Origin of the sequence: Kribbella aluminosa, assembly GCF_017876295.1 — a bacterium.
GTDB classification, from domain to species: domain Bacteria; phylum Actinomycetota; class Actinomycetes; order Propionibacteriales; family Kribbellaceae; genus Kribbella; species Kribbella aluminosa.
In genome coordinates this window covers 1,922,143-1,944,187 of record NZ_JAGINT010000002.1, presented here as the reverse complement: position 1 = coordinate 1,944,187, position 22,045 = coordinate 1,922,143, and the positions used below count along the sequence as shown (strand labels likewise).

General features: G+C 70.3%; 19 protein-coding genes. 8 read left to right on the top strand and 11 right to left on the bottom strand.

What is annotated here, in order from left to right:
* Positions 1-4: 4 nt before the first annotated feature.
* Both JOF29_RS30605 and JOF29_RS30600 read right to left on the bottom strand, forming a co-directional pair.
* Positions 5-811, bottom strand: a complete 807-nt coding sequence (locus tag JOF29_RS30605) for a spermidine synthase (protein ID WP_209697869.1) — start codon at positions 809-811, stop codon at positions 5-7.
* 104 nt (positions 812-915) lie between these two features.
* The gene (locus JOF29_RS30600) at positions 916-1,665 is read right to left on the bottom strand and encodes a glycerophosphodiester phosphodiesterase family protein (protein WP_307863769.1); all 750 of its coding nucleotides are present in this window, start codon (positions 1,663-1,665) and stop codon (positions 916-918) included.
* Between the two features lie 133 nt (positions 1,666-1,798).
* On the opposite strand from JOF29_RS30600, the gene JOF29_RS30595 reads away from it, so the two are divergent.
* Entirely contained in the window at positions 1,799-2,791 is a 993-nt protein-coding gene (locus JOF29_RS30595) for a malate dehydrogenase (protein WP_209697868.1), read from the top strand.
* Positions 2,792-2,840: 49 nt separating this feature from the next.
* Here the strand turns inward: JOF29_RS30595 and JOF29_RS30590 are convergent, their stop codons facing one another.
* The 3 genes from JOF29_RS30590 to JOF29_RS30580 form a co-directional block, all read right to left on the bottom strand.
* Positions 2,841-6,143 carry a S8 family peptidase gene (locus JOF29_RS30590; protein WP_307863768.1) on the bottom strand — a complete coding sequence of 1,101 codons (3,303 nt, stop codon included), beginning with the start codon at positions 6,141-6,143 and terminating at the stop codon, positions 2,841-2,843.
* A gap of 153 nt (positions 6,144-6,296) precedes the next feature.
* A complete protein-coding gene (locus JOF29_RS30585) occupies positions 6,297-7,001 on the bottom strand; it encodes a transporter substrate-binding domain-containing protein (protein ID WP_209697867.1) in 705 nt (234 codons plus the stop codon).
* A gap of 56 nt (positions 7,002-7,057) precedes the next feature.
* Positions 7,058-8,299: a M48 family metallopeptidase gene (locus JOF29_RS30580; RefSeq protein WP_209697866.1), complete on the bottom strand. Its 1,242-nt coding sequence runs from the start codon at positions 8,297-8,299 to the stop codon at positions 7,058-7,060.
* 46 nt (positions 8,300-8,345) lie between these two features.
* On the opposite strand from JOF29_RS30580, the gene JOF29_RS30575 reads away from it, so the two are divergent.
* The gene (locus JOF29_RS30575; RefSeq protein ID WP_209697865.1) at positions 8,346-8,987 is read left to right on the top strand and encodes a phosphotransferase; all 642 of its coding nucleotides are present in this window, start codon (positions 8,346-8,348) and stop codon (positions 8,985-8,987) included.
* On the opposite strand, the gene JOF29_RS30570 is transcribed toward JOF29_RS30575, so the two are convergent.
* Positions 8,975-9,949 (bottom strand): GlxA family transcriptional regulator, encoded by a 975-nt coding sequence (locus JOF29_RS30570; protein ID WP_209697864.1) that lies wholly within the window; start codon positions 9,947-9,949, stop codon positions 8,975-8,977. The genes JOF29_RS30575 and JOF29_RS30570 overlap by 13 nt on opposite strands.
* A 71-nt stretch (positions 9,950-10,020) precedes the next feature.
* Here JOF29_RS30570 and JOF29_RS30565 point away from each other — a divergent pair, with 71 nt between their 5' ends.
* Positions 10,021-10,332 (top strand): cupin domain-containing protein, encoded by a 312-nt coding sequence (locus JOF29_RS30565; RefSeq protein WP_209697863.1) that lies wholly within the window; start codon positions 10,021-10,023, stop codon positions 10,330-10,332.
* Here the strand turns inward: JOF29_RS30565 and JOF29_RS30560 are convergent.
* Positions 10,329-11,318 carry a pirin family protein gene (locus JOF29_RS30560; RefSeq protein ID WP_209697862.1) on the bottom strand — a complete coding sequence of 330 codons (990 nt, stop codon included), beginning with the start codon at positions 11,316-11,318 and terminating at the stop codon, positions 10,329-10,331. The two genes, JOF29_RS30565 and JOF29_RS30560, sit on opposite strands and share 4 nt — an antisense overlap.
* Before the next feature lie 170 nt (positions 11,319-11,488).
* On the opposite strand from JOF29_RS30560, the gene JOF29_RS30555 reads away from it, so the two are divergent.
* The 4 genes from JOF29_RS30555 (at position 11,489) to JOF29_RS30540 (ending at position 15,794) form a co-directional block, all read left to right on the top strand.
* Positions 11,489-13,645, top strand: a complete 2,157-nt coding sequence (locus JOF29_RS30555; RefSeq protein WP_209697861.1) for an ArnT family glycosyltransferase — start codon at positions 11,489-11,491, stop codon at positions 13,643-13,645.
* Positions 13,646-14,125: 480 nt separating this feature from the next.
* Entirely contained in the window at positions 14,126-14,983 is an 858-nt protein-coding gene (locus JOF29_RS30550) for a bifunctional methylenetetrahydrofolate dehydrogenase/methenyltetrahydrofolate cyclohydrolase (RefSeq protein ID WP_209697860.1), read from the top strand.
* A gap of 31 nt (positions 14,984-15,014) precedes the next feature.
* The gene (locus JOF29_RS30545; RefSeq protein WP_209697859.1) at positions 15,015-15,284 is read left to right on the top strand and encodes a DUF3017 domain-containing protein; all 270 of its coding nucleotides are present in this window, start codon (positions 15,015-15,017) and stop codon (positions 15,282-15,284) included.
* A gap of 132 nt (positions 15,285-15,416) precedes the next feature.
* Positions 15,417-15,794: a GNAT family N-acetyltransferase gene (locus JOF29_RS30540; protein WP_209697858.1), complete on the top strand. Its 378-nt coding sequence runs from the start codon at positions 15,417-15,419 to the stop codon at positions 15,792-15,794.
* Here JOF29_RS30540 and fes read toward each other — a convergent pair.
* From fes to JOF29_RS30520, 4 genes are read right to left on the bottom strand one after another with little or no spacing between them, the layout of a single operon-like run.
* Positions 15,787-17,016: an enterochelin esterase gene (gene fes, locus JOF29_RS30535; RefSeq protein ID WP_209697857.1), complete on the bottom strand. Its 1,230-nt coding sequence runs from the start codon at positions 17,014-17,016 to the stop codon at positions 15,787-15,789. The genes JOF29_RS30540 and fes overlap by 8 nt on opposite strands.
* Positions 17,017-17,022: 6 nt before the next feature.
* Entirely contained in the window at positions 17,023-18,582 is a 1,560-nt protein-coding gene (gene purH, locus JOF29_RS30530; RefSeq protein ID WP_209697856.1) for a bifunctional phosphoribosylaminoimidazolecarboxamide formyltransferase/IMP cyclohydrolase, read from the bottom strand.
* Positions 18,579-19,208 (bottom strand): phosphoribosylglycinamide formyltransferase, encoded by a 630-nt coding sequence (purN, locus tag JOF29_RS30525; protein ID WP_209697855.1) that lies wholly within the window; start codon positions 19,206-19,208, stop codon positions 18,579-18,581. The genes purH and purN overlap by 4 nt, the downstream gene beginning before the upstream one ends.
* A gap of 57 nt (positions 19,209-19,265) precedes the next feature.
* Positions 19,266-20,519: a cell division protein PerM gene (locus tag JOF29_RS30520; protein ID WP_209697854.1), complete on the bottom strand. Its 1,254-nt coding sequence runs from the start codon at positions 20,517-20,519 to the stop codon at positions 19,266-19,268.
* A 174-nt stretch (positions 20,520-20,693) separates the two neighbouring features.
* Between JOF29_RS30520 and JOF29_RS30515 the strand changes: the two genes are divergently transcribed.
* Positions 20,694-22,028, top strand: a complete 1,335-nt coding sequence (locus tag JOF29_RS30515) for a hypothetical protein (RefSeq protein WP_209697853.1) — start codon at positions 20,694-20,696, stop codon at positions 22,026-22,028.
* Positions 22,029-22,045: the final 17 nt, after the last annotated feature.

Here is a 22,045-nt window from a genome sequence, read left to right as displayed (position 1 = left end):
GGGTTCAGGTGCGGAAGATTGAGGCGGGGGCGCGGGGGGTGGTGAAGGGTTCGGTGTCGGTGAGGGGGGTGGCTTTGCCGGCTAGGTCTTGGAGGGGCGTGACGTCGTAGGGGGGCTGGGCGTGGCGGCCGGGGGCGGTGAGGTCTGGTAGGGAGTGGGGGGAGGCGAGCAGGATGACGTTGCCGAAGCCTTTGCCGCGGAGGATTTTGCGTTCGGCTAGGGCTACGCCGGGGCCGATCGCCGACAGGACGGTGGCTGCGGTACGGCGGACGAAGGGCAGCCCGGCCTGGCCGTCGATCAGGTTGGCGACCAGTACGCCGGTCGGCCGCAGTACCCGGGCGCATTCGCCGAAGAACTCCGCTGTCACCAGGTTCGACGGGACTGCCTCGTGTTCGAAGGCGTCCAGGATCATCAGGTCCATCGAGTCGTCGTACAGCTCGGTGATCCCGGCCCGCCCCGTGACCGGGCGGACCTTGATCCCGGAGCGTTTGGGCAGCGGCAGCGCCTCGCGGACGAATTCGGTCAGGTCCTCGTCCGGTTCGAGCACGATCTGCCGGGAGCGCGGACGGGTCGCCGCGACGTACCGCGGGAGGCTCAGCGCGGCGCCGCCGATGTGCAGCACCGCGATCGGCTGACGTCGTGGCGCGATCGCGTCCACGACGTCGCCGATCCGGCGCATGTACTCGAACGACAGGTGGCTCGGATCGGCCAGGTCGACCTGCGACTGCGGCGACCCGTCGATGCGCAGTACGAACGTCCCGTCCTGCTCCGCCTCGACACTCGCCAGCCCTGATCCTGTCCGCCGCTCCACACAACCATCCTTCCAGGACCAGCGGGCCCAGGACCACCAAGCCCCACGTCCAGCGAGCCCGGCCGCCCGGAATCCGGTGGCGGACGACGACACGGTGGGTCGGACTAGCGGGCTTCCTTCTCCTCGGCTACGGCGATGTCGGTGTTGTCGGTGTACAGGCCGTCGATCCCGGCCTTCCGGTACGCCGCGATCTCGCCGAGCAGGTCGCCCGAGTCCGAGGCGACCGCCGAGCTGCGGAAGTCGGCCGGCAGGAAGGTGTTCTCGACCCGGAACGTGTACGGATGCACGACCAGCCCGGCCGCGCTGACGATGTCGGCGTACGTGCGCTTGTCGCCGGAGACCACGAAGTCGTACGGCGCGCTGGTCAGCTGCACCAGCAGCTCAGGCTCGAGCGGGAGTCCCTGTGCGCGGAAGTACGTCGGGTGCTTGGTCTCGGGGTAGATGCCGATCGGCCGGCCGAGCTCCTTGGGCAGGCGCTTCGACAGGTCGATCACCTCCTGGAAGGTCGGGATCTGGTACCGCCCGTTGAACACCGTGTTGTGCTGCCGGACCGCCGGGATCCGCTCGACCGCGCGCAGCGTCTTCAGCTCGGCCAGCGTGAAGTCCTCGGTGAACCAGCCGGTCGTGGCGACGCCGTCCAGCAGCTTGGTCTTCTTCCGGTCCTCGAACTCCGGGTGGTTCGCGACGTCCGTCGTACCGCAGATCTCCGGCTCGTGCCGGGTGACCAGCACGTCGTCCTTGGTGGTGACCAGGTCCGGCTCGATGAAGTCGGCACCCATCGGGGCGGCCAGCTCGTACGACGCCAGCGTGTGCTCGGGCCGGTACCCGGACGCGCCCCGGTGCCTGATGATCACGAAGTCGTCGCCGGATGACCGATCGGTGAACGATCCATCGGGATGTGAGGTAATCGCCCGCCCCCAGCGTTGGTACCGAGGACGCGGCTTGCTAGCGTCCGAAGCACACAATCTGATGAGCTAGGAGCGAGTCGTGAGCACTACACCGGTGAAGGTGGCCGTTACCGGGGCCGCGGGGAATATCGGTTACAGCCTGCTGTTCCGGATCGCAAGCGGTGCGCTGCTCGGGCCCGACACCCCGGTGGAGCTGCGGCTGCTGGAGATCACCCCGGCGCTGAAGGCGCTCGAGGGCGTCGTGATGGAGCTCGACGACAGCGCGTTCCCGACGCTGGCCGGGATCGAGATCGGCGACGACCCGAACAAGGTCTTCGACGGCGTCAACGTCGCGCTGCTGGTGGGTGCGCGGCCGCGGACGAAGGGTATGGAGCGCGGCGACCTGCTCGAGGCGAACGGCGCGATCTTCACCGGTCAGGGCAAGGCGCTGAACGACCACGCCGCGGACGACATCCGGATCACCGTCACCGGCAACCCGGCGAACACCAACGCGCTGATCGCGAAGAGCAACGCGCCGGACATCCCGGCCGAGCGGTTCTCGGCGCTGACCCGCCTTGACCACAACCGGGCGCTGGCGCAGCTGGCGAAGAAGGCCGGCGTGCACGTCACCGACCTGAAGCGGATGACGATCTGGGGCAACCACTCCGCGACGCAGTACCCGGACATCTTCCACGCCGAGGTGGCCGGCAAGAACGCCGCCGAGGTCGTGAACGACCAGGCCTGGCTGGAGAGCGACTTCCTGCCGACGGTGCAGAAGCGCGGCGCCGCGATCATCGAGGCCCGGGGCGCGTCCTCGGCCGCCTCCGCCGCGGCCGCCACCATCGACCACACCCGCGACTGGCTGAAGGGCACGGCCGAGGGCGACTGGACCTCGATGGCGGTCGTCTCCGACGGCTCGTACGACGTCCCGGAGGGCCTGATCTCCTCGTTCCCGGTGACCACGAAGGACGGCAACTGGGAGATCGTCCAGGGCCTGGAGATCAACGAGTTCTCCCGCGGCAAGATCGACGCCTCGACCGCCGAGCTCGGCGAGGAGCGCGACGCGGTGAAGGACCTCGGCCTGATCGGCTGAACCAGCACCTGACACAGAGGGCCCCGCTCGTCGGGGCCCTCTGTCTGTCTCAGCGCAAGACGTAGGCCTTGATTACGGTCAGGTCCGTTTGATTGCCCGAACCGTCGGCGAGCTTCGACCGCAGCGAGATGCTCTGGCCCTCCGGCGTTTCGAAGATCGCCTTGTACCGGCCGTGCCCGATCGGCACGACCGCGGCGTGGTGCCAGGTCTTGCCCTCGTCACCGGACACCTGGACGGTGAACTTCCGGATCACCGGCAACTGTTCCCCGGCCTGCGGATCCACGACGACCGGCAGCACCGTGACCGGCTTGCGGTCGGCGAGGTTGTGGTCGTCGACCTTCGGCCGGTACCGGATCCCCAGCAACGGCAGCGGGGTCCCCTTCGCGGTCGCCGCCGAGCTGAACGTCCACTTCAGCTCGGTCCGGGTGGCGAACGGGCTGGTCGACTGCGTCTGCGAGGACTCCAGCGTGTACGTCGACTTCGCCGCCGGCAGGCCGGCCGCCTCGACGTACCCGAAGTACGGCGACTCCGCGACGACCTTCCCGTTCTGGATCAGCTTGCTCGATCCCGTGTCGGGGAGGATGCCGCCGTTGTTCCCGTCCGCGTCGGCGAGACCGTACACGGACACGTACAGGTTGCCGTCCGTCCGGATGGCCTGGTCGGGCGCGATCGAGAACGCCGCCGCGTTGAACCGCTCGTGGTACGTCCGGCCCGCCCGGTACGACTTCGTCGGCGAGGTCAGCCGGCTGACCGTCTGCGGGAACGGGTCGTTCGGGTCGGTACTCGGAACGACCTCGTCCAACTCGCTCTGCCAGGTGACCGGCTCGCCGTCCGCGTACAGCGTCGTCGTCAGCGGCGCCTTGCCGTACGACAGGCCGATCGCCCAGCTACCACCCATGCCCGGCCCGACGCCCTGCACGACGCGCTCGAGTGCACGATCGCTGGTGGCGTTCACGGTCTGCTGGACCGCGGCCTGCTCGCTCGGCTTCACCGCCCGCACGAAGCCGGTCGGGTACACGCCCGGGAAGGTGTTCACCTGCCCGACGAGGTACGGCGAGTTGCCGAAGTTCCCGTTCGCGTCCGGCTTCGCCCACTGCGACGCCACATGACTGGTCAACTGCTGCGGGGGCAGGACCGCGGAGCCGACCTGTGCGGTGTAGCTCTCACCGAACCCGAACTGCAGGCCCGAGTAGCCGGAGCTGTGCAGACCGTCCGCCGACCTGCGGTCGTACCCGATGTCGGCGAGCGCCGCCTGCGCACCGGCCTGCGGCACGGTCACCTTCACCGGCTTCGCCGCCCGTGCGTCGAACACCACCGTGGTGTCCTTGGTGAGCTGGACCGCTGGCTGCACGAGGTCGTACGACGCGTAGTTGCCGTCCGCCTTCTCCACGAACTGGCTGTTCTGCGCCAGGTACTCGCCCTTCTCCAGCCGCAGCGTGAGCGCGGTGCTCCCGTCGCCGAGGAACTGGAACAGGTCGCTGTTCACCCCCACCAGCGCACCGGCGAACTCGGCCGGCTTGCCGTCCGGGCCGATCGCCTTGAGCGTGAGGTTGTAGCTCTCCTTCTCCTTCTCCAGACCGATCGCGGAGGTGACGCTGACATCGCCGCCGGTCGCGGTGATCCGGCCCGAGTAGAAGCCGTCCGGGCCGTTGTGCTTGGTGTTCGAGGTCGCCTGCACCGCAGCGGTGCCGCCGGCCGGGATCGTCACCGTGGTCGCGCTCAGCTTCAGTGCGTCAGCCGGAGCCGCTGCGCCGTCCGGACCGTTCAGGGTCGCGGCCAGGTTGAGCGTCACGGCCTTGTCGCCGAGGTTGCGGTACGTCAGCGTCTTCGTGACCAGGGTGTCGTCGCCGTGCGGCCACGCCGCCGTACCGAAGGACAGGTCGCCGGGCTCCGAGATCACGGTCTGTTTGATGCCCTTGGCAACATCCACCCGGCCGGCGCCCTGCTCGAACGCGGTCTGGTCCGCGGCCGGCCTGGCCGAACCCATCAGCGCGCCCTTGAGCTCGGTGGCCGTCCAGTTCGGGTGCTCCTGCGCGAGGATCGCGGCCGACCCGGCGACGTGCGGGGTCGCCATCGACGTACCGTCGAGTCGCAGGTACTGGTCGCCGACCGGTTCGCCGATCACCGAGTCCTTCGCCTTCGCGGCGACGATCGACACACCGGGCGCGCTGATGTCCGGCTTCACGGCGCCGTCGCCGATCCGCGGGCCGCGGCTGGAGAAGTCGGCCAGCCCGTTCTGCTTGTCGACCGCGCCGACGGTGAGCGCGGCGTCCGCGCTGCCGGGCGAGCCGATCGTGCGCGCACCGGGGCCGTCGTTGCCGGCCGCGATCACGAACAGCGTGCCGGTCTCGGCGGTCAGCCGGTTCACGGCCTCCTCGAGCGGGTCGATGCCCGGGGTGTCGGTGCCGCCGAGGCTCAGGTTCACGACCTTCGCCTTGATGTCCTTCGCGGCCCACTCCATCCCGGCCAGGATCGCGGAGTCCTGGCAGCTGCCGCCGTCGTCGCAGACCTTGCCGTCGTACAGCCGCGCATCCGGGGCGACGCCCTTGTACTTACCGTTCGACGCGGCCGCCGTACCGGCGATCGTCGACGCGACGTGGGTGCCGTGGCCGAAGTGGTCTCCGTCCGGGGCGTCGGTGAAGTTCTTCATGCCGACGACCTGGGTGGCGAGGTCCGGGTGCGACTTGTCGATGCCGGTGTCCAGGACCGCGACCGGGACGCCCTTGCCGGTGTACCCGGCCTGCCAGGCGGTCGGCGCGCCGATCTGCGGGACCGACTGGTCCAGCGTGACCTTGCGCTTGCCGTCCAGCCAGACCTTGTCGATGCCGGCGCTGTTCAGCACCTTGGCTTCCTTGGTCACCTTCAGCGCGGCACCGTTGATCACCGGGAGCTGACGCGCGACGGTCGCCCCCGGTACGGCGGCACGCTGCTGGGCCTGGCCGCGGTACGTGACGATCAGCGGCAGCGTGCTGCTCGAGCGGTCGTCGTACCCGTCCTTGATCAGCTCGTTCACGTCGAACAGCCGGCTGTCGAGCTTCCCCTCGGCCAGACGCGCGCGGACGTCCGACGGTACGACGTACAGGTGGTTCTGCTCGCGGTACGAGCTGAACGCGACCTTGGTCCGGCCGGCGCCGGGCGTGATCGTCGCGCGCGCCGGGTCACCGCCCAGCAGCGTCACCCGGTCGCCGGTGATCAGCGTGACACTGCGGTCCGGCGACTTCGACCTGGTGGCCGGCGGTCCGGCTTGTGGTCCTGCGACGGCCTGGCCCGCGGCGGACAGCCCGAGCCCTAGAACGGCGATCGAGGCGACGGCGGCTACGCCGATGCGCCTCGATCGTGGTGTGGACAGCACGATGAGTCCCTCCCGATCGATGACCTCACATCGGACCGCACCAGACCACTCACGGAGTGGAGTTGGGCGGCCACTCACCGGTAGATGTCCGGGACCGGGCGAAAGGTTGCCAGGAACACCTGCCACGGCAGGTTCCTGCCTGACTACTTTATGTCAGGGGGCGACCAGTGAGCCGGACTGCCCGGCGGAGGTGAGGGAGGCCTCGACGAAGCCGTCCGCCTTCAGTTCCTCGACCAGGTCACGGAGGTAGGCGACCGTCTGCTCGTTCTTGTCCTTCGTCGTACCGACGGCCTGCTGGATCTGCATGAACCGCTCGTCGATCAGCCGGAGGTCCGGGTGCTCGGCGACGTACCGCGTGATCGGCTGCCGGATCCCGGCCGCGACGTCGAGCCCGTCGGCGCGGAATACGTCGACGCCGTCGGCGCCCCGGACGATCGTCGCGTGCTGCACCGTCCGGGTCAGGTAGAGGTCGTACGCCGAGCCCTGCTTCACGCCGATCCGCACGCCCGGCGCGTCCACCTCGGCGACCGTGGTCAGCGCCGAGTCCCGCAGTACGGCGAAGACGCCCTCGATCACGACGTACGGCGCGGTGAAGGCCACCTCGGCCGCGCGAGCCGGCTCGATCGCGAGGAAACAGATGTCCGCCTGCCCGGTGGTCAGCGCCTCGAACGACTTCCGGGCCGCGTCGAAGCAGACCAGCTCCAGCGGCAGCTCGAGGCGTTTCGCCAGCTCCCGCGCGATGTCGACGGTGATCCCGGCCGGCGCGTCCGGCGTACCCTGCGCGAGCACCGGGTTGCCGAGGTTGATGGACGCGCGCAGGACACCGGTGGGCGCGAGGTCGGCGGCAACAGTCGTCATACCGGCGACCCTATCCGTGCACCCGGGTGCTGACGCTGGACGACTGCCGGATCTCGTCAGTCGTGGAGCGCAGCCAGGGCAGCCCGTGCGGCCTTGGCGAGCTCGTCGTCGTTGGACGGCGCGAACACGGTGGTCGTCGGCGTCGGGTGCGCGCGCAGCAGGCGCGTCCGCTGCCAGGTGGGCGGATGCTCCGCGTCGCTACGCCCGTTCTGCGCCCGGTCGACCCGCACCAGTCGCGCGAACTCGTGCTCGGGGATCTCGGCAGCGGTACGCCGCAACGTGTCGAGCGGGTCGCGCGCACGATCGAACCGGACGACGCGTTCGGCGGCGCGGACACAGATGCCAGCGAGCAGCACGCGTTCGAGAGAGGCGGCGGCCGGCTCCGAGCCGACGTGCTCGGCCACCCGGCGGTCGATGCGGTACTCACGCCGCTGCCGACCGGCCAGGTCGAGGCGGTGGAGCAGCCGCCAGTACCAGCGGATCGGCGGGCCGAGGACCGCGTTCGAGAGCTTGACCAGCCAGCTGTGCAGGATCTGGTCGTCGCTGCCCTGCTGGATCGTGACGACGCCTTCCCTGTGGTGGATCCGCCCCGACCCGGCCGAGTCGAGCCTGCCCGGCGTCACGGTCGCCGCGAGTTCGCCGATGATGTGCTGGGCGGCCCCGAGGACGCGGTCGTGGACGCCGCGCTGGTCGTCGTACAGGGCGTGGGCGAGGGCGGCGTACCGCTCCTGTGGGCCGAGTACGGACCAGGAGGGGAGGCCGATGCGGAGCGTACGGCGGTACCGCCAACCGATGCGGTCGATCGCGATGCGCTCGTCGACGGTGACGACGACGTACTCCAGCTTCGGCGACCCGGTCTGCGCGGCGAGGCGGTCGAGTACGTCGTACAACTGCGGCGCCTCCGCTCTGCTCACCGGCCGGGCGCTGTCCGGAAGACGGGTGATGCGCGGGCGGAAGACCGCGGTGAGGACGAACAGGACCGCGGCGAACGGCGCGGCGAACCACAGCGGGCGGTAGAACGCGAGCAGGGCGATCCCACCGAGCAGCCCGGGCAGTGGCACGAGCAGGACCGGCAGCGAGAGCAGGAACGCGCCGAGCGAGCGCTCCGGACCGGCTGCGGGGCGCTCGGTGAGGGCGTCCGCGAGTTTGCGCTCCCGGTCGAGCTGCCAGGCGGGTTCCTGCGCGGCGGGTGCCGGCTCCAGGTTCCACTCACAGTGCCGGCACCAGACGGCGTACCGTCGATCGGTCGGCAACGGCCGGCTGCACTGCGGGCAGTCGACCGTACTGTCCATCGTCATCCCCTCAGGATGCCGCTGACGGGGGCCAGTCAGTAGTCTGCGGTGCGTGGACATCGCTGCGCTCCTGGACCGGTTCGGTGCCGACGACGGCTCCGTGGTTCAGCTCGGACACTCGTCGGCGACCGTCGTTCGGCTGGAGCGGTCGTCGGAACGGCTGTACTACAAGACCGGTCAGGGCGTCGACGCGGAGGGCGATCGGCTGGCCTGGCTGTGGGCGGCCGGGTTTCCGTGTCCGCGGATCGTTGATCGAGGCAACAACTGGTTGCTGACGGCGGAGCTGGCGGGGCGGGACGCGTCGCAGCCATGGGCGGCTCGCGATCGGCCTGCGGTGCTGGCGGCGATCGCTGAGGGGCGGCGGGCGCTGGATTCGCTGACCGGGTGCCCGTTCCGGTCGCCGTTCCCCGGTGCGGGGGACGCGGTGACGCACGGGGACTACGCGGCGCCGAACGTGTTCGTCGACCCGTCGACGCTGCAGTTCAGCGGCGTACTGGATGTCAGCCGGCTCGGGGCCGGCGATCGGTACGTCGACCTGGCGCTGATGTTCAAGAGCCTGCGCGGCGGGCTGAATCCGCAGTACGGCGGACTCCCGGCGGCGCGGCGGTTCGTGGAGTTGTCCGGCGGCGATCCGGACGACCCGCGGATCGAGCACTACATCACGCTCGACGACAGCGACGACTACCTGCCCTGATACGCCCGGCGGTACGCACTCGGCGTGGTCTGCAGCGCCGCCCGGAACCGGCGCCGCAGGTTCGTCGCCGACGAGAGCCCCACGCGTGCGGCGATCGCCTCCACGGAAAGCTCCGTTTCCTCCAGCAGAACACGTGTTCTGGCAATCCGCTGCGCCAGCAACCACTGCCCCGGCGACACCCCCAACTGCTCCCCGAACCGCCGGGCCAACGTCCGCTGCGACACACTCCCCCGCCGCGCCAGGTCGTCGACAGTCAACTCCTCCCCCAGCCTCTCGGCCGCCCACTCCAACACCACCGCCAACGACTCACCACCAGCGCCCCGCCCCGGCGCCCCGCGCTCCTCACGTTCGAGTTCTGGGCCTTCGGAGCGGTACTGCGTCTGACCCCCTTCGCGATGCGGCGGCATCACCATCCGCCGCGCGACCCGTGCGGCGTACCCCGCCCCCAGATCTCTCCGCACCAGCTGCAGACAAAGATCGATCCCGGTCCCCGACCCGCCGCTGCTCGCCACGTCCCCGTGATCGACGTACAGCACCTCCGCATCCACCTGCACCTTCGGAAACCGCCGCTGCAACTCCTCGGCATACCGCCAGTGCGTGGCCACCCGCCGCCCGTCGAGCAGCCCGGTAGCGGCCAGCAGATACGCCCCGGAACAGATACTCACCAACCGCGCGCCGCGCCGATGCGCCCGCCTCAGCGCGCGCAGGACCGCGTCCGACGGTTCCCGGTTGATCGGCAACCAGCCCGGTACGACGATCGTGTCGGCCCGGTCGAGCGCCCGCAGCCCCGGCCCGACCACCATGTCGAACCCCTCGGCAGTCCGCACGTTCCCCGGCACCTCCGTGCAGACCGATAACCGGTACGGCGGATCCCGGAACACCACCGCCGCACAGCCGAACTCGAAACTCGCCTGCGGAGCGGTGACCAGCGCGACGACGCGGTGCACGGCGGAAGAGGGCATGGCAGAAAAGTACCTGCTCGGGACTATCCGGACACTGGGTATCGGGCTGTGGACAACGCCAGGATCAAGACATGGAGAAATACGAGTGGGCATCGGTCGACGACGCGCCGGTCCGTGAACTGTTCCCCGGCATCCGGCTCCGGCCGCTGTGGTCCGGTGCCGTCGCGAAGGCGTTCGTCCTGCAGATGGAGCCAGGCTCGACCTGGGAGGGCATCGACGTGCACGAACCCGGCCCGGAGGAGGTGTTCGTCGTCGACGGCGTCTTCAACGACGGTGAACGCGACTACGCGGCCGGTTCGTTCATCCACGCCCCGGCCGGGTCGTCGCACATCCCGCAATCAGTCGCGGGCTGCACGTTGTTCCTGTTCTACCCCGAGGGTTAGTTTTCGGTACTGCGGAGCTCCGTCGGGGCGCCGTGCACCGCGGGGATCGTGCCGAGCTTGCCGGCCTGGAAGTCCTCGAACGCCTGGATGACCTCGGCGCGGGTGTTCATCACGAACGGCCCGGCCATCGCGACCGGCTCGCGGATCGGGCGACCGCCGATCACCAGGACGTCGAGGTTCGGCTCGGCCTGCGGCTGCGAGGTGCTCGCCGCCGTACGGATGACGTCGCCGGCGCCGAAGACGGCCAGCTGGCCCTTGCGGACCGGGCGCCGCTCGGAGCCGACCGTACCTTGACCGGCCAGCACGTAGACGAGCGCGTTGTAGTCCGGCTGCCACGGCAACACCAGCTCCGCGCCCGGGCTGACCGTGGCGTGTACCAGCGTGATCGGGGTGTGCGTCGTACCGGGACCGTCGTGGCCGTCGACCGAGCCGGCGATCACGCGGACCAGCGAGCCGCCGTCCGGCGTACTGAGCAGGGCCGAGTCGCCGCCGCGGATGTCCTGGTAGCGCGGCGGGGCCCACTTGAGCGCCTTCGGCAGGTTCACCCAGAGCTGGATGCCGTGGAACAGGCCGCCGCTGACCACGAGCTGCTCGGGCGGCGTCTCGATGTGCAGCAGGCCGCTGCCGGCCGTCATCCACTGGGTGTCGCCGTTGGAGATCACGCCGCCACCGCCGTTGGAGTCCTGGTGCTCCATGATCCCGTCGAGCATGTAGGTGACGGTCTCGAAGCCGCGGTGCGGGTGCCACGGGGTGCCCTTCGGCTCGCCCGGCGCGTACTCGACCTCGCCCATCTGGTCCATGTGGATGAACGGGTCCAGGTCACGGAGATCGACACCCGCGAAGGCACGCCGTACCGGGAAGCCCTCCCCTTCGTAGCCGCTCGGCGCGGACGTCACAGACTTCACGGGACGCTCACGCACGACGGCCGGGTCCTGCGGGCTGATCCGGGGCAGGACTGTGATGTCGCTGACGGTCACGGCGGGCATGGCGCGCTCCTCGTTCGGTTGGTAGTTCAAGAATAAACTATCTGGTCGAACCGCGGCAAGAGCAGGTGTATTCCCGGCTCACAGGGACCTCCCAGGCTCCGCCCAGGGTCGTCGGAGGCCCAGTTGGCACCGTCGTCAGTGGAAGCCCGTCCCGCGAACTGGAGATGATCATGACGACGCTGCTCGACCGCCCTTCGGAACCTCAGACCCCGGTGCAACCACCAGGCAGGCTGCGACGGCTGGTGCGCGGACCGTCCGGGCAGTCGGCGTACGTCCGGCCGGCCGCGCTGGCGATGCTCATCGGTACGGCGTTCCTGTACCTGTGGAACCTGACCGCGTCCGGGTACGGGAACAGCTTCTACGCCGCCGCCGTACAGGCCGGGACGCAGAGCTGGAAGGCCTGGCTTTTCGGGTCCCTCGACTCCGGGAACGCGATCACCGTCGACAAGCCGCCGGGCGCGTTGTGGGTGGCGACGGCGTTCGCGAGGGCGTTCGGGTTCAACAGCTTCACAGTGCTCGCACCGCAGGCGTTCATGGGGATCGCCGCGGTCGGGCTGCTCTACCTGACCGGCAAGCGGGTGGCCGGGCCGGTTGCCGGGTTGATCGCCGGTAGTGCGCTCGCGTTGACTCCGGTCGCCGTACTGATGTTCCGCTTCAACAACCCGGACGCGTTGCTGGTGCTGTTGCTGGTAGCCGCGGCGTACTTCGTCGTACGGGCGCTGGAGAAGGCGTCGGCCCGCTGGTTGATGCTGGCGGGGGCGGCGATCGGGTTCGCCTTCTTGACGAAGATGGGGCAGGCGTTCCTGGTACTGCCGGCGTTCGGGCTGGTGTACCTGATCGCGGCGCCGACGTCGCTGCGGAAGCGGTTGCTGCATCTGGTCGGGGCGTTCGGTGCGGTGCTCGTGAGTGCTGGCTGGTACGTCGCGCTCGTGGAGCTGTGGCCGGCGTCGAGTCGGCCGTACATCGGCGGGTCGACCAACAATTCACTGCTGGAGCTGGCGCTCGGGTACAACGGGCTGGGGCGGTTGCTGGGCGGGTCCGGGAACGGCGGCGGCGGTGGCGGTGGCGGTGGCGGTGGCGGGAACACCGGGTTCGGCGGGAGTACGGGGATCACGCGGATGTTCGGTACCGCGTTCGGGACCGAGATCTCGTGGTTGTTGCCGGCGGCACTGATCGCGCTGGTCGGCGGACTGTGGGCGACACGGCGGGCGTCGCGGACCGACCTGCTGCGCGCCGGGATCGTGCTGTTTGGCGGCTGGCTGCTGGTCACCGGCGCGGTGTTCAGCTTCATGACCGGGACGATTCACCCGTACTACGCGGTCGCCCTGGCGCCGGCGATCGGCGGCCTGGTCGGACTGGGGGTGTGGATCGGCCGGAAGCAGCGGTGGTTGCTGGCGGCAATGATCCTGCCGACGGTGGTGTGGGACTACGTACTGCTCACCCGTACGCCGACGTTCGCGCCGTGGGCGAAGTACGCGATCGTGGCGACCGGCGTACTGGCCACCCTGCTGCTACTCCTCGGACGGCACGTCCGCCGGGCACTACCCGCCGTCGTACTGGCCGTCGCGGTATCCCTCGGCCTCGGCCTCGGCAGCACGGCCTACGCCGCCGCAACCGCGGCCCAACCCCACAACGGCTCCATCCCCACCGCAGGCCCAACCTCCAGCGCAATGGGCGGCGGAATGGGCGGCGGCGGAATGGGCGGCCCGGGCGGCGGCACCCCGCCGACCGGCACCACACCCCCAGGCACCTCCAACACCAACCCCGGCTCCACCGGCTCCACCGGATCCACTGGGGCGGGCTCGACCGGATCCACCGGTTCCACCGGATCGACCGGATCCACCGGATCCACCGGGGCGGGGTCGACCGGATCCACGGGTTCCACCGGATCGACCGGCTCGACGGGTTCCACTGGCTCGACCGGATCCACCGGGGCGGGGTCGACCGGGAGGGCGGAAATGGGTGGTGGTCGGATGGGCGGCGACGCCTCAGCCAGCAGCGAACTGACGGCTCTTCTCTCGAAGACCACCACCACCTGGGCCGCCGCAACCAGCGGCTCCCAGTCCGCCGCCTCCCTCGAACTGGCCACCGGCAAGTCCGTCATCGCCATCGGCGGCTTCAGCGGCACCGACAACGCCCCCACCCTCACCCAGTTCAAGCAATGGGTGGCCGAAGGCAAGATCACATACTACATCTCCGGCGGCCAGGGCGGCGGCCAAGGCGGCCCCGGCGGCTCCTCCGCAGCCAGCGAGATCCAGTCCTGGGTCAAGTCCAACTACACCGCCACCACCGTAGGCACCACCACCGTCTACAAGCTCACCTCGTGAACCCCCGGCCGGGCGACCCCAACCGCCCGGCCGGCCCGCACGCCAACCCCACCGAGCGCCGCCCCCGGCGCCACAGCCTCACCCCGGCACGCTGCCCGGACCCCCACCACTCAGCAACCCTCCGCAGCCGCCCGGCACCGGGACCTCTCACGCCTGCGAACCCGCCACCGCACCACCATTACTGAGTGCCGGACGTCCGCCCCACCACAACCCGCACCCGCCGCCCCTCACACCGACCAACTACCACCGCGCCACCGTTGCTCAGGACCAGACGTCCGCCCCACGACAACCCTCCGCACCCGCCGCCCCTCTCACACCGACCAACTACCACCGCGCCGCCAATGCTGAGGACCGGGCGTCCACGCCATCACAATCGCCGCGGCACCGGCTCTCCCCGCTCAGCCGGGCGCCGCGGGGCCGATTGTGATGGCCTGGCGGTCCGCGGGCAGGGGCCGGAGCGGGGCGTGGGAGACTCTTCGGGTGACGGCGCAGATTCTGGACGGTAAGGCGACGGCGGCGGCGATCAAGGACGAGTTGAAGGTCCGGGTCGCGAAGTTGGCCGAGCAGGGTGTGGTGCCCGGGCTCGGGACGATTCTGGTCGGGGACGACCCGGGCAGCCGGGCGTACGTGGCCGGCAAGCACCGGGACTGCGCGGCGGTCGGGATCTCCTCGATCCAGGTCGAGCTGCCGGACACCGCGACCCAGGACGAGATCGCGGCCAAGGTGCGGGAGCTCAACGAGAACCCGGACTGCACCGGGTTCATCGTCCAGCTCCCGCTCCCGAAGCACGTCGACACCAACACGATCCTCGGGCTGATCGATCCGGCCAAGGACGCTGACGGCCTGCACCCGATGAGCCTCGGCAAGCTGGTGCTCGGGCAGGACGGCCCGCTGCCGTGTACTCCGAAGGGCTGCGTGGAGATCCTCCGGCGGTACGACGTACCGATCGCAGGCGCGCACGTGGTCGTCGTCGGGCGGGGTGTGACGGCGGGGCGCCCGATGGGGCTGCTGTTCACCCGGCGGAGCGAGAACGCGACTGTCACCCAGTGCCACACCGGTACGAAGGACCTGGGCGCCGTGGTGCGTACCGGCGACATCGTGATCGCGGCGGCCGGTTCGGCCGGGCTGATCACGGCGGACATGGTGAAGCCGGGCGCGGTGCTCCTCGACGTCGGCACCAGCCGGAACGCCGAGGGAAAGATCGTCGGCGACATCGACCCGGCGGCCCGCGAGCAGGCGGCCTGGATCGCCCCGATGCCCGGCGGGATCGGCCCGATGACCCGCGCGATGCTCCTCACCAACGTGGTCGAGGCCGCCGAAGCGGGCCTCCCCCGGTGAACCGTACGGCGGCCCCAGGTGTGACGTGCTGATGGCAGGCGAGACCCACCGCCGGAGCCAGTGGCCGCTGGCATTGTCACTCCTGGTCGGACTGACCGGGCTGGTCGTGCTCTGGTTCTACAACTGGCGCAACGGCGTCCTGATCTTCGCCGGCGCCGTAGGCCTGGCCGGCCTCCTCCGAGCCACCCTCACCGACACCGCCGCCGGCCTCCTCCGCGTCCGCAGCCGCATGTTCGACACCACCTTCCTTTTCCTCACCGCAGCCGCCATCGCCATCCTCGGCCTGATCGTCCCCAACTGATAACCGCCTGCACTCCAGCCCCGGGCCGGGAATACTCGGGGGATGGTGCGGATTCGGCTGGGTGTCGGTGCGGATGGGGCGGAGGTTGCGCGGGTTTACGTAGACTCGTGGAACGACGGGTTCGGAGAACTGATGCCGGTTGCGGTGCTGGACGAGGGACGGATCGCCCGGTGGACGCAAACTGTTGCTGGGGGCAACTGGTGGGTGGCTGAGGCGGGTGGGGTGATTGCCGGGTTCGTCGGGATCGGGCCGAGTCGGGACCCGGTCGGGCCGGGGCTCGGGGAGCTCGACACGATTGCTGTCGATCGGCCGTACTGGCGGCAGGGGGTCGGCACCGCCCTCATGCAGAAGGCGCTCGACGAGCTGGCGACGCAGTACGACGAAGCAATCCTCTGGACGCTCGCGAACTACCCGCAGGGCCAGAACTTCTACGCCAGAACCGGCTGGACGCTTACCCCGCAGAGCCGTGACGAAGGCCGCCAGGTTTCCTATCGTCGCAGCCTCAGGTAAGTGCGATCAGGGCGGCGGCAATCGATCCCCGCCAGCAGGCGTAGTCATGGCCGCCGTTGAACTCGGAGTACTGCACCTCGTAGCCCTTGCTGAGCAGGATCGTCCGCAGGTGCCGGTTCGCGACCAGGATCGACGGGCCGGCGTCGGGGGTTTGGCCGCGCTCCTGCAGACCGGCCTCGAGGTAGAAGCGCACCGGCTGCCGCGCGGACTCCGCGTACTGCCGGGTCAGCCATTCGTGCTCGTCCTCGCCGTCGGGGCGCCACCAGAACGAGCCTGACTGCGAGATGACGTTGCCGAACACATTCGGTCGTCGCAGCGCTGCGAAGGCGGCAGCCTGCCCGCCGTGGCTCTGGCCGGCAACGATCGTGCGCGCAGGATCGGTCGTGATCCGGTAGCGCTCGCGGACCCAGGGCAGCAACTCGTCCGTGAGGTACTCCAAGAACGGCGCACCACAAGGAAGTTCGCGGTTGCGGACCTCCTGGGTCAGGCTGTCGACGAGTACGGCGATCATCGGCGGGATCTGGCCGTCGCCGATCAGGTTGTCGAGGATCGCCGGCATCGGCATCGGGCCGCGCACGGTGTCGCCGTCGAAGAGCACGAGCAGCGGCAACGGCTCGACATCTGGCGTATAGCCCTGCGGCGTGTAGACCCAGATCCGCCGCTCGTTGCCGAGGAGTTCACTGCGATGCGAGTACTGCGCAAGCTCGCCACCTGCTGCACCGGCCCGCGGAGTGATCCACGGCTGCGAGGGCGCGCTCGGCAACGAGGCCAATGAGACGACGGTCTCGTGGCTGTCCGTCGCTTCGTCCTCGGGATAGACGAACGTCGCCGGGTTGAGCGGATCGGCGAACCAGTGCGCCGTCCGCTCGGACCAGTCCTCGGCCGCTGCCGCCGTACTGCCGACGTCGTCGACGGCCAGCCGGTACGTGCAGCGAAGATCCGCGCGGACCCGGAAGGTCAGGTACCAGACGTCGGTACCCGCCAGGTGATGCATCACGTTGCCCGGCGGATCCCAGCCCGCCGGTCCGCCGAACACCGAGACATCCGACACCGAGACGTCCGACACCGGCTCTCCGGCCCGATAGAGGAAGGTGAGCCAGACGTCGTCGTCACCGGCCGGTTCGACCAGCGGCGTACCACGTTCCGCGACCTCGGCCCAGAACTCGTCCGTCCGAGCCGGGTCGAGTTCCCGCAGGCGGGGGCTGCCCATCCGCTCTGTCATCGCCGATCAGTGGAAGAAGTGCCGGGTTCCGGTGAAGTACATCGTGATGCCGGCCTTGGTGGCGGCTTCGATGGCGGCCTCGTCGCGGATCGATCCGCCGGGCTGAACGACTGCCTTGACGCCGCCCTCGATCAGGACCTCGAGGCCGTCGGGGAACGGGAAGAACGCGTCGGACGCGGCGACCGAGCCGGTGGCGCGGTCGCCGGCGCGGGAGACGGCCAGGCGGCAGGAGTCGACGCGGTTGACCTGGCCCATGCCGACACCGACCGAGGCGCCGTCGGCGGCGAGCAGGATCGCGTTGGACTTGACCGCGCGGCACGCCTTCCAGGCGAACGCCAGATCGGCCAGGACCTCGTCGGAGGCAGCCGAACCGGCGGCCAGGGTCCACGTCGACGGGTCGTCGCCGGGAGCCTGGAAGCGGTCGCGGTGCTGGAGCAGCAGGCCGCCGCTGATCGCGCGCAGCTCGACCGTCTCGTCGGCGGACACCTCCGGCGCCACCAGCAGCCGGATGTTCTTCTTCGCCTGCAGGATCTCCGCGGCGCCGTCCTCGAACCCGGGCGCCACCAGCACCTCGGTGAAGATCTCCGCGACCTGCTTCGCCAGCTCCACGGTGACCGGCCGGTTCGTCGCGATCACCCCGCCGTACGCCGACACCGGGTCGCACTCGTGCGCCCGGCGGTGCGCCTCGGCGATGTCCTTGCCGACCGCGATCCCGCACGGGTTCGCGTGCTTGATGATCGCCACCGCGGGGTCGCTGAAGTCGTACGCCGTCCGCCGGGCCGCGTCGGCGTCGACGTAGTTGTTGTACGACATCTCCTTGCCGTGCAGCTGCTCCGCCGCCGCCAGTCCGCCGCGCCCGTTCAGGTACAGGGCGGCCGGCTGGTGCGGGTTCTCGCCGTACCGGAGCACCGCGGACTTGTCCCAGGACGCGCCGACCCAGGCCGGGAAGCCGGAGCCCTCGCTGGAGTCCGTGAGCACGTTGCCCATCCAGGACGCGACCGCGATGTCGTACTCCGCCGTGTGCACGAACGCCGCCGCCGCGAGCTGCTGCCGCTCCGCGAGCGAGAAGCCGCCCTCTTCGATGGCGGTGTAGAGCGCGTCGTACTGCGCAGCGGACGTCACCACCGCGACGTTCGCGTGGTTCTTGGCGGCGCCGCGCACCATCGACGGCCCGCCGATGTCGATCTGCTCGATGCACTCGTCGACCGACGCGCCGGACGCGACCGTCTCGGTGAACGGGTACAGGTTGCTGATCAGCAGGTCGAACGGCTCGACCCGCATCTCCTTCAGCTGCTCGACGTGCTCCGGCCTGCGGACGTCCGCGAGCAGGCCCGCGTGCACCATCGGGTGCAGGGTCTTGACCCGCCCGTCCAGGCACTCCGGGAACCCGGTCAGCTCCTCGACCTTGGTCACCGGTACGCCGGCGGCGGCGATCCGGGCCGCGGTGGAACCGGTCGACACCAGTTGGACACCGGCGGCGTGCAGCGCCGAAGCGAGCTCCTCCAGACCGGTCTTGTCGTAGACGCTGATCAGCGCGCGGCGGATCGGCCTGCGGTCGGTGCTCACTTCAGTCGAACCTTTCGTCCGGTGATGGTCCAGCCGTCGCGGACCAGCCGGCCGACCCACTCCACCAGCTGGCGGCGTTCGACCTCCTTGATCCGCTCGGTCAGGGTTTCTTCGGTGTCGTCGTCCTCGACCGGTACGACGACCTGCGCGATGATCGGCCCGGTGTCGACGCCGCCGTCCACGAAGAACAGCGTCGCCCCGGCGACCTTCACGCCGTACTCCAGCGCGTCCCGGGGTCCGTGGATCCCGGGAAAGGCCGGCAGCAGCGCGTTGTGGGTGTTGATGTACCGGTCGCCGAACGCGGCGAGGAAGTCGTCCCCGACCAGCTTAAGGAACCCGGCCGACACCACGAGATCGGGCTTGTACTCCGACACCGACGCGGTCAGCGCCCGGTCCCAGCCGGCCCGCTCGCCGTACTCCTTGACCTTGTGCACGAACGTCGGCACCCCGGCGGCCGCGGCCCGGTCCAGCCCGGCGATGCCGTCCCGGTCGGCGCCGACGGCGACCACCTGGGCGCCGTACGCCGGGTCGGCGCAGGCGTCCAGCAAGGCCTGCAGGTTCGACCCGGACCCCGAGACGAGCACGACGAGGCGCGCAGAACCGGAGCCGGAAGCAGCAGAAGTCACGGCCGAAAGCCTATCGCCCGGCCTCCGCGCAGCCGTCAGCCGGTCGGCGGCCAGGGCTCAGTCGGTCGGCGGGTCTGCGTCGGCCGGTCGGCGGGCGGCCAGCACCGCCGCCGTGATCGCGGCCCCGATCGCCATCCCGGCGACCAGTACGCCGGCCGCCGGCAGCGCGCCCGGGACCCCGACCACGGACATCCGTCCCGGTCCGGCCGAGCCGCCCGACATCGCCAGCAGCGCGAACAGCACGACGCCCGCGAGCACCGCGGCCATCCCGCCGCGCAGCGCGAACGCGTCCCAGCCGAGCGCGTCCGCGTCCCGCTCCGCGAGCCCCCGCCGTACGACGACCAGGCCCGCGACAACCCCGGCGAGCAGCGGCACCAGCGCGGTCAGCGCCAGCAGGTACGTCGGCGTCGAGCCGTCGGCCGGTACCGCGGCCAGCAGCGGAAACGCCGGCAGGCTGCCCACGTTCACGCCGGTCGGCGCGATCGTCGTACCGGTCCCGAGCTGGAAACCGGGTCCGGCGAGGAACGCGACGACGTACAGCACCATGTTCGGCACCAGCATCAGGCAGATCGCGAACAGCACGATCGAGCCGATCACGCCCGCGTCCAGGAGCTCGAGCATCCCGGTGATCCGGGAGAAGTGGATCGCGAGCAGCACGGCGTACAGCATCGAGGCGAGCGCGACGATCGTGAGCACCGCTGCCATCGCGGCCGGTACGACGTCCCGCAGCCCGGCCGGGGTGGCATCGGCGAGGTCGTGGCCGGCGCCGGACTCGACGATGATGCCCGCGAGACCGGCCACCAGGGCCAGCGAGAACGTGCCGAGGAACGCGGACAGCGGCGACACCTTCAGCGAGCCCTGCGCCGTGAGCAACGCCACGACCAGCCCGCCGAGGCCGTAGACGGCCGCGAACCCGAGCGCCAGACCGATCAGGTCCCGGGTCCGGTCGGCGCCGCTGGTGCGGGTCGCGGACTTGCCGCCGCGGTACAGGCACCAGGCGAAGAACAGGGTGAGACCGAGCGGCGCGACGCTGATCCGGCCGCTGCCGATCGTGCTGCTGCCAATGGTGACGGCGGCCTTGTGCGCGACCAGCCAGGCGGCGGCCCCGGCCCGGACCGCGCCGGACGCACCGCCGAAGGTCGCACCCAGCCAGCCGATCACCGCGACCGCGGCACACGTCAGCAGGCCGGTGAGCAGGCAGGCTCCGGCGGAGATCACGGCCGCCACCGGCAGCGGCTTGGTCTGGGCGGTGATCTCCGACGTGGGCGTGTCGCCGTCCCGCGCGCCCGGGCGGCTCAGCATGTCGGTCATCTGACTCCCATCGTCTCCCCGGGCCCGGACCTGACTCGTCCTGACACGCCGGATGTGGAAGACTTCAGCCCGCCTGCTCACGCTCCGTTCAGGGCTGTTCGCCTGGTGGTAGCGGAATGGGAGGGCATGGGTCCACCGGGTACTGTCAGGTGGAATCAGTCAGGAGGTCGAGCTTTGGCCGGTTCCCACCGTGGACAACGCGGCGGCACCCGCGCCGCTGCCCGGGAGGCGCGGCGCCAGCAGGCGCGCAAGCGGAACCAGACGATCGCGGCAGGCGTGGCGGTCGTGGTCCTGGTCGGCGGCGGCGGAGTCGCGGCGCTGAACGCATTCGGCGGCGACAAGGCGCCCGGGCCGAAGGCCGGCAGCAGCCCGACCGACAACAAGTCCAGCCAGTCGAACGTGCTGTCCGACGACAAGGTGCTGCTGGACGCGGCCGGCGCGAAGACGCTCGGCGCGACCGGTGCCTGGGCGGTCACCGGGACCGCGGGCGGCGACTCGGCACCGGACACCTCGTTCGCCTGCCAGCTGCAGCGGTTCGCCGACCCGTCCGGCCTCCGGACCTGGGTACGGACGTTGCAGAACTCGACCACCAAGGACACCGCGGTGCAGTACATCGACGTGTCCAACGACAAGGCCACGGCCGCGAAGACCTACAACACGGTCGTGCACTGGCTCAGTCAGTGCACCACGCCGCAGACCCGGCTGACGGCCGGTTACGTGACCTCCGGCGTCGGACAGACCGGCGTGATCGCGGTCTTCGGGCAGGTCCCGGGCGCGAAGTCGACGAAGTACCGGACCGTCTCGGTGACGCTGGCCGGGCAGGCGACGATGGTCGTCGAGCACGACACGATGGCGCAGACCCCGCCGAAGCCGGACGTGGTGCTGGCCACCACGACCGCGGCGGCGACGAAGATCTGTGCCGAGACCGGCGGCTGCCCCACCGGCGTCCCGGCCGCGACGCCGGCCCTGCTGCCGAACACCGACACCCCGGGCTTCATGGCCCCGGTCGACCTGCCGCTGCTCTCCCAGGTGGACAAGCCGTGGGTGAGCGCCCCCGCGCAGCCGGGCGACGGCACCGGCTGCGAGAAGCTCGGCCTGAAGAAGGCCAAGCCGACGAAGGCCGGCACGATCACGTACGTCGCGCCGGAGGCGAAGGTGCCGACCGAGTTCGGGATGGACGACACGGTCGTCAAGTTCGCCACCGCGGCCGCCGCGACGGACTTCGTGGCGAAGGTCCGGAAGAACGTCGACGCCTGCGAGAAGAACGTCTCGAACGCGAAGGTCCAGTCCACCGGAACCCTCAAGACCAGCACGATCTCCGGCAAGAGCTGGACCGCGACGTACGACAGCGGGAACGGCAAGAAGTACCACTACCGGATCGGGATCGCCGGGTCGGGAGACCGCGCGGTGTACCTGCTGTTCCCGGTGCTGAAGGACCTGGACCTGACCGACGCCGCGTTCAACGAGACGCTCGCCCGCGCGGTCGACCGCTCGGCTGCCTACCAATAGGCGGCGTTCAATGTGAG

Bases quoted from the DNA above. Each gene is read 5' to 3' on its own strand.
- JOF29_RS30565 (WP_209697863.1), top strand. From the start codon at position 10,021: ATGGAGAAATACGAGTGGGCATCGGTCGACGACGCGCCGGTCCGTGAA.
- JOF29_RS30560 (WP_209697862.1), bottom strand. From the start codon at position 11,318: ATGCCCGCCGTGACCGTCAGCGACATCACAGTCCTGCCCCGGATCAGC.
- JOF29_RS30540 (WP_209697858.1), top strand. From the start codon at position 15,417: ATGCCGGTTGCGGTGCTGGACGAGGGACGGATCGCCCGGTGGACGCAA.
- fes (WP_209697857.1), bottom strand. From the start codon at position 17,016: ATGACAGAGCGGATGGGCAGCCCCCGCCTGCGGGAACTCGACCCGGCT.
- JOF29_RS30570 (WP_209697864.1), bottom strand. From the start codon at position 9,949: ATGCCCTCTTCCGCCGTGCACCGCGTCGTCGCGCTGGTCACCGCTCCG.
- JOF29_RS30520 (WP_209697854.1), bottom strand. From the start codon at position 20,519: ATGACCGACATGCTGAGCCGCCCGGGCGCGCGGGACGGCGACACGCCC.
- JOF29_RS30555 (WP_209697861.1), top strand. From the start codon at position 11,489: ATGACGACGCTGCTCGACCGCCCTTCGGAACCTCAGACCCCGGTGCAA.
- JOF29_RS30585 (WP_209697867.1), bottom strand. From the start codon at position 7,001: ATGACGACTGTTGCCGCCGACCTCGCGCCCACCGGTGTCCTGCGCGCG.
- JOF29_RS30580 (WP_209697866.1), bottom strand. From the start codon at position 8,299: ATGACGATGGACAGTACGGTCGACTGCCCGCAGTGCAGCCGGCCGTTG.
- JOF29_RS30545 (WP_209697859.1), top strand. From the start codon at position 15,015: ATGGCAGGCGAGACCCACCGCCGGAGCCAGTGGCCGCTGGCATTGTCA.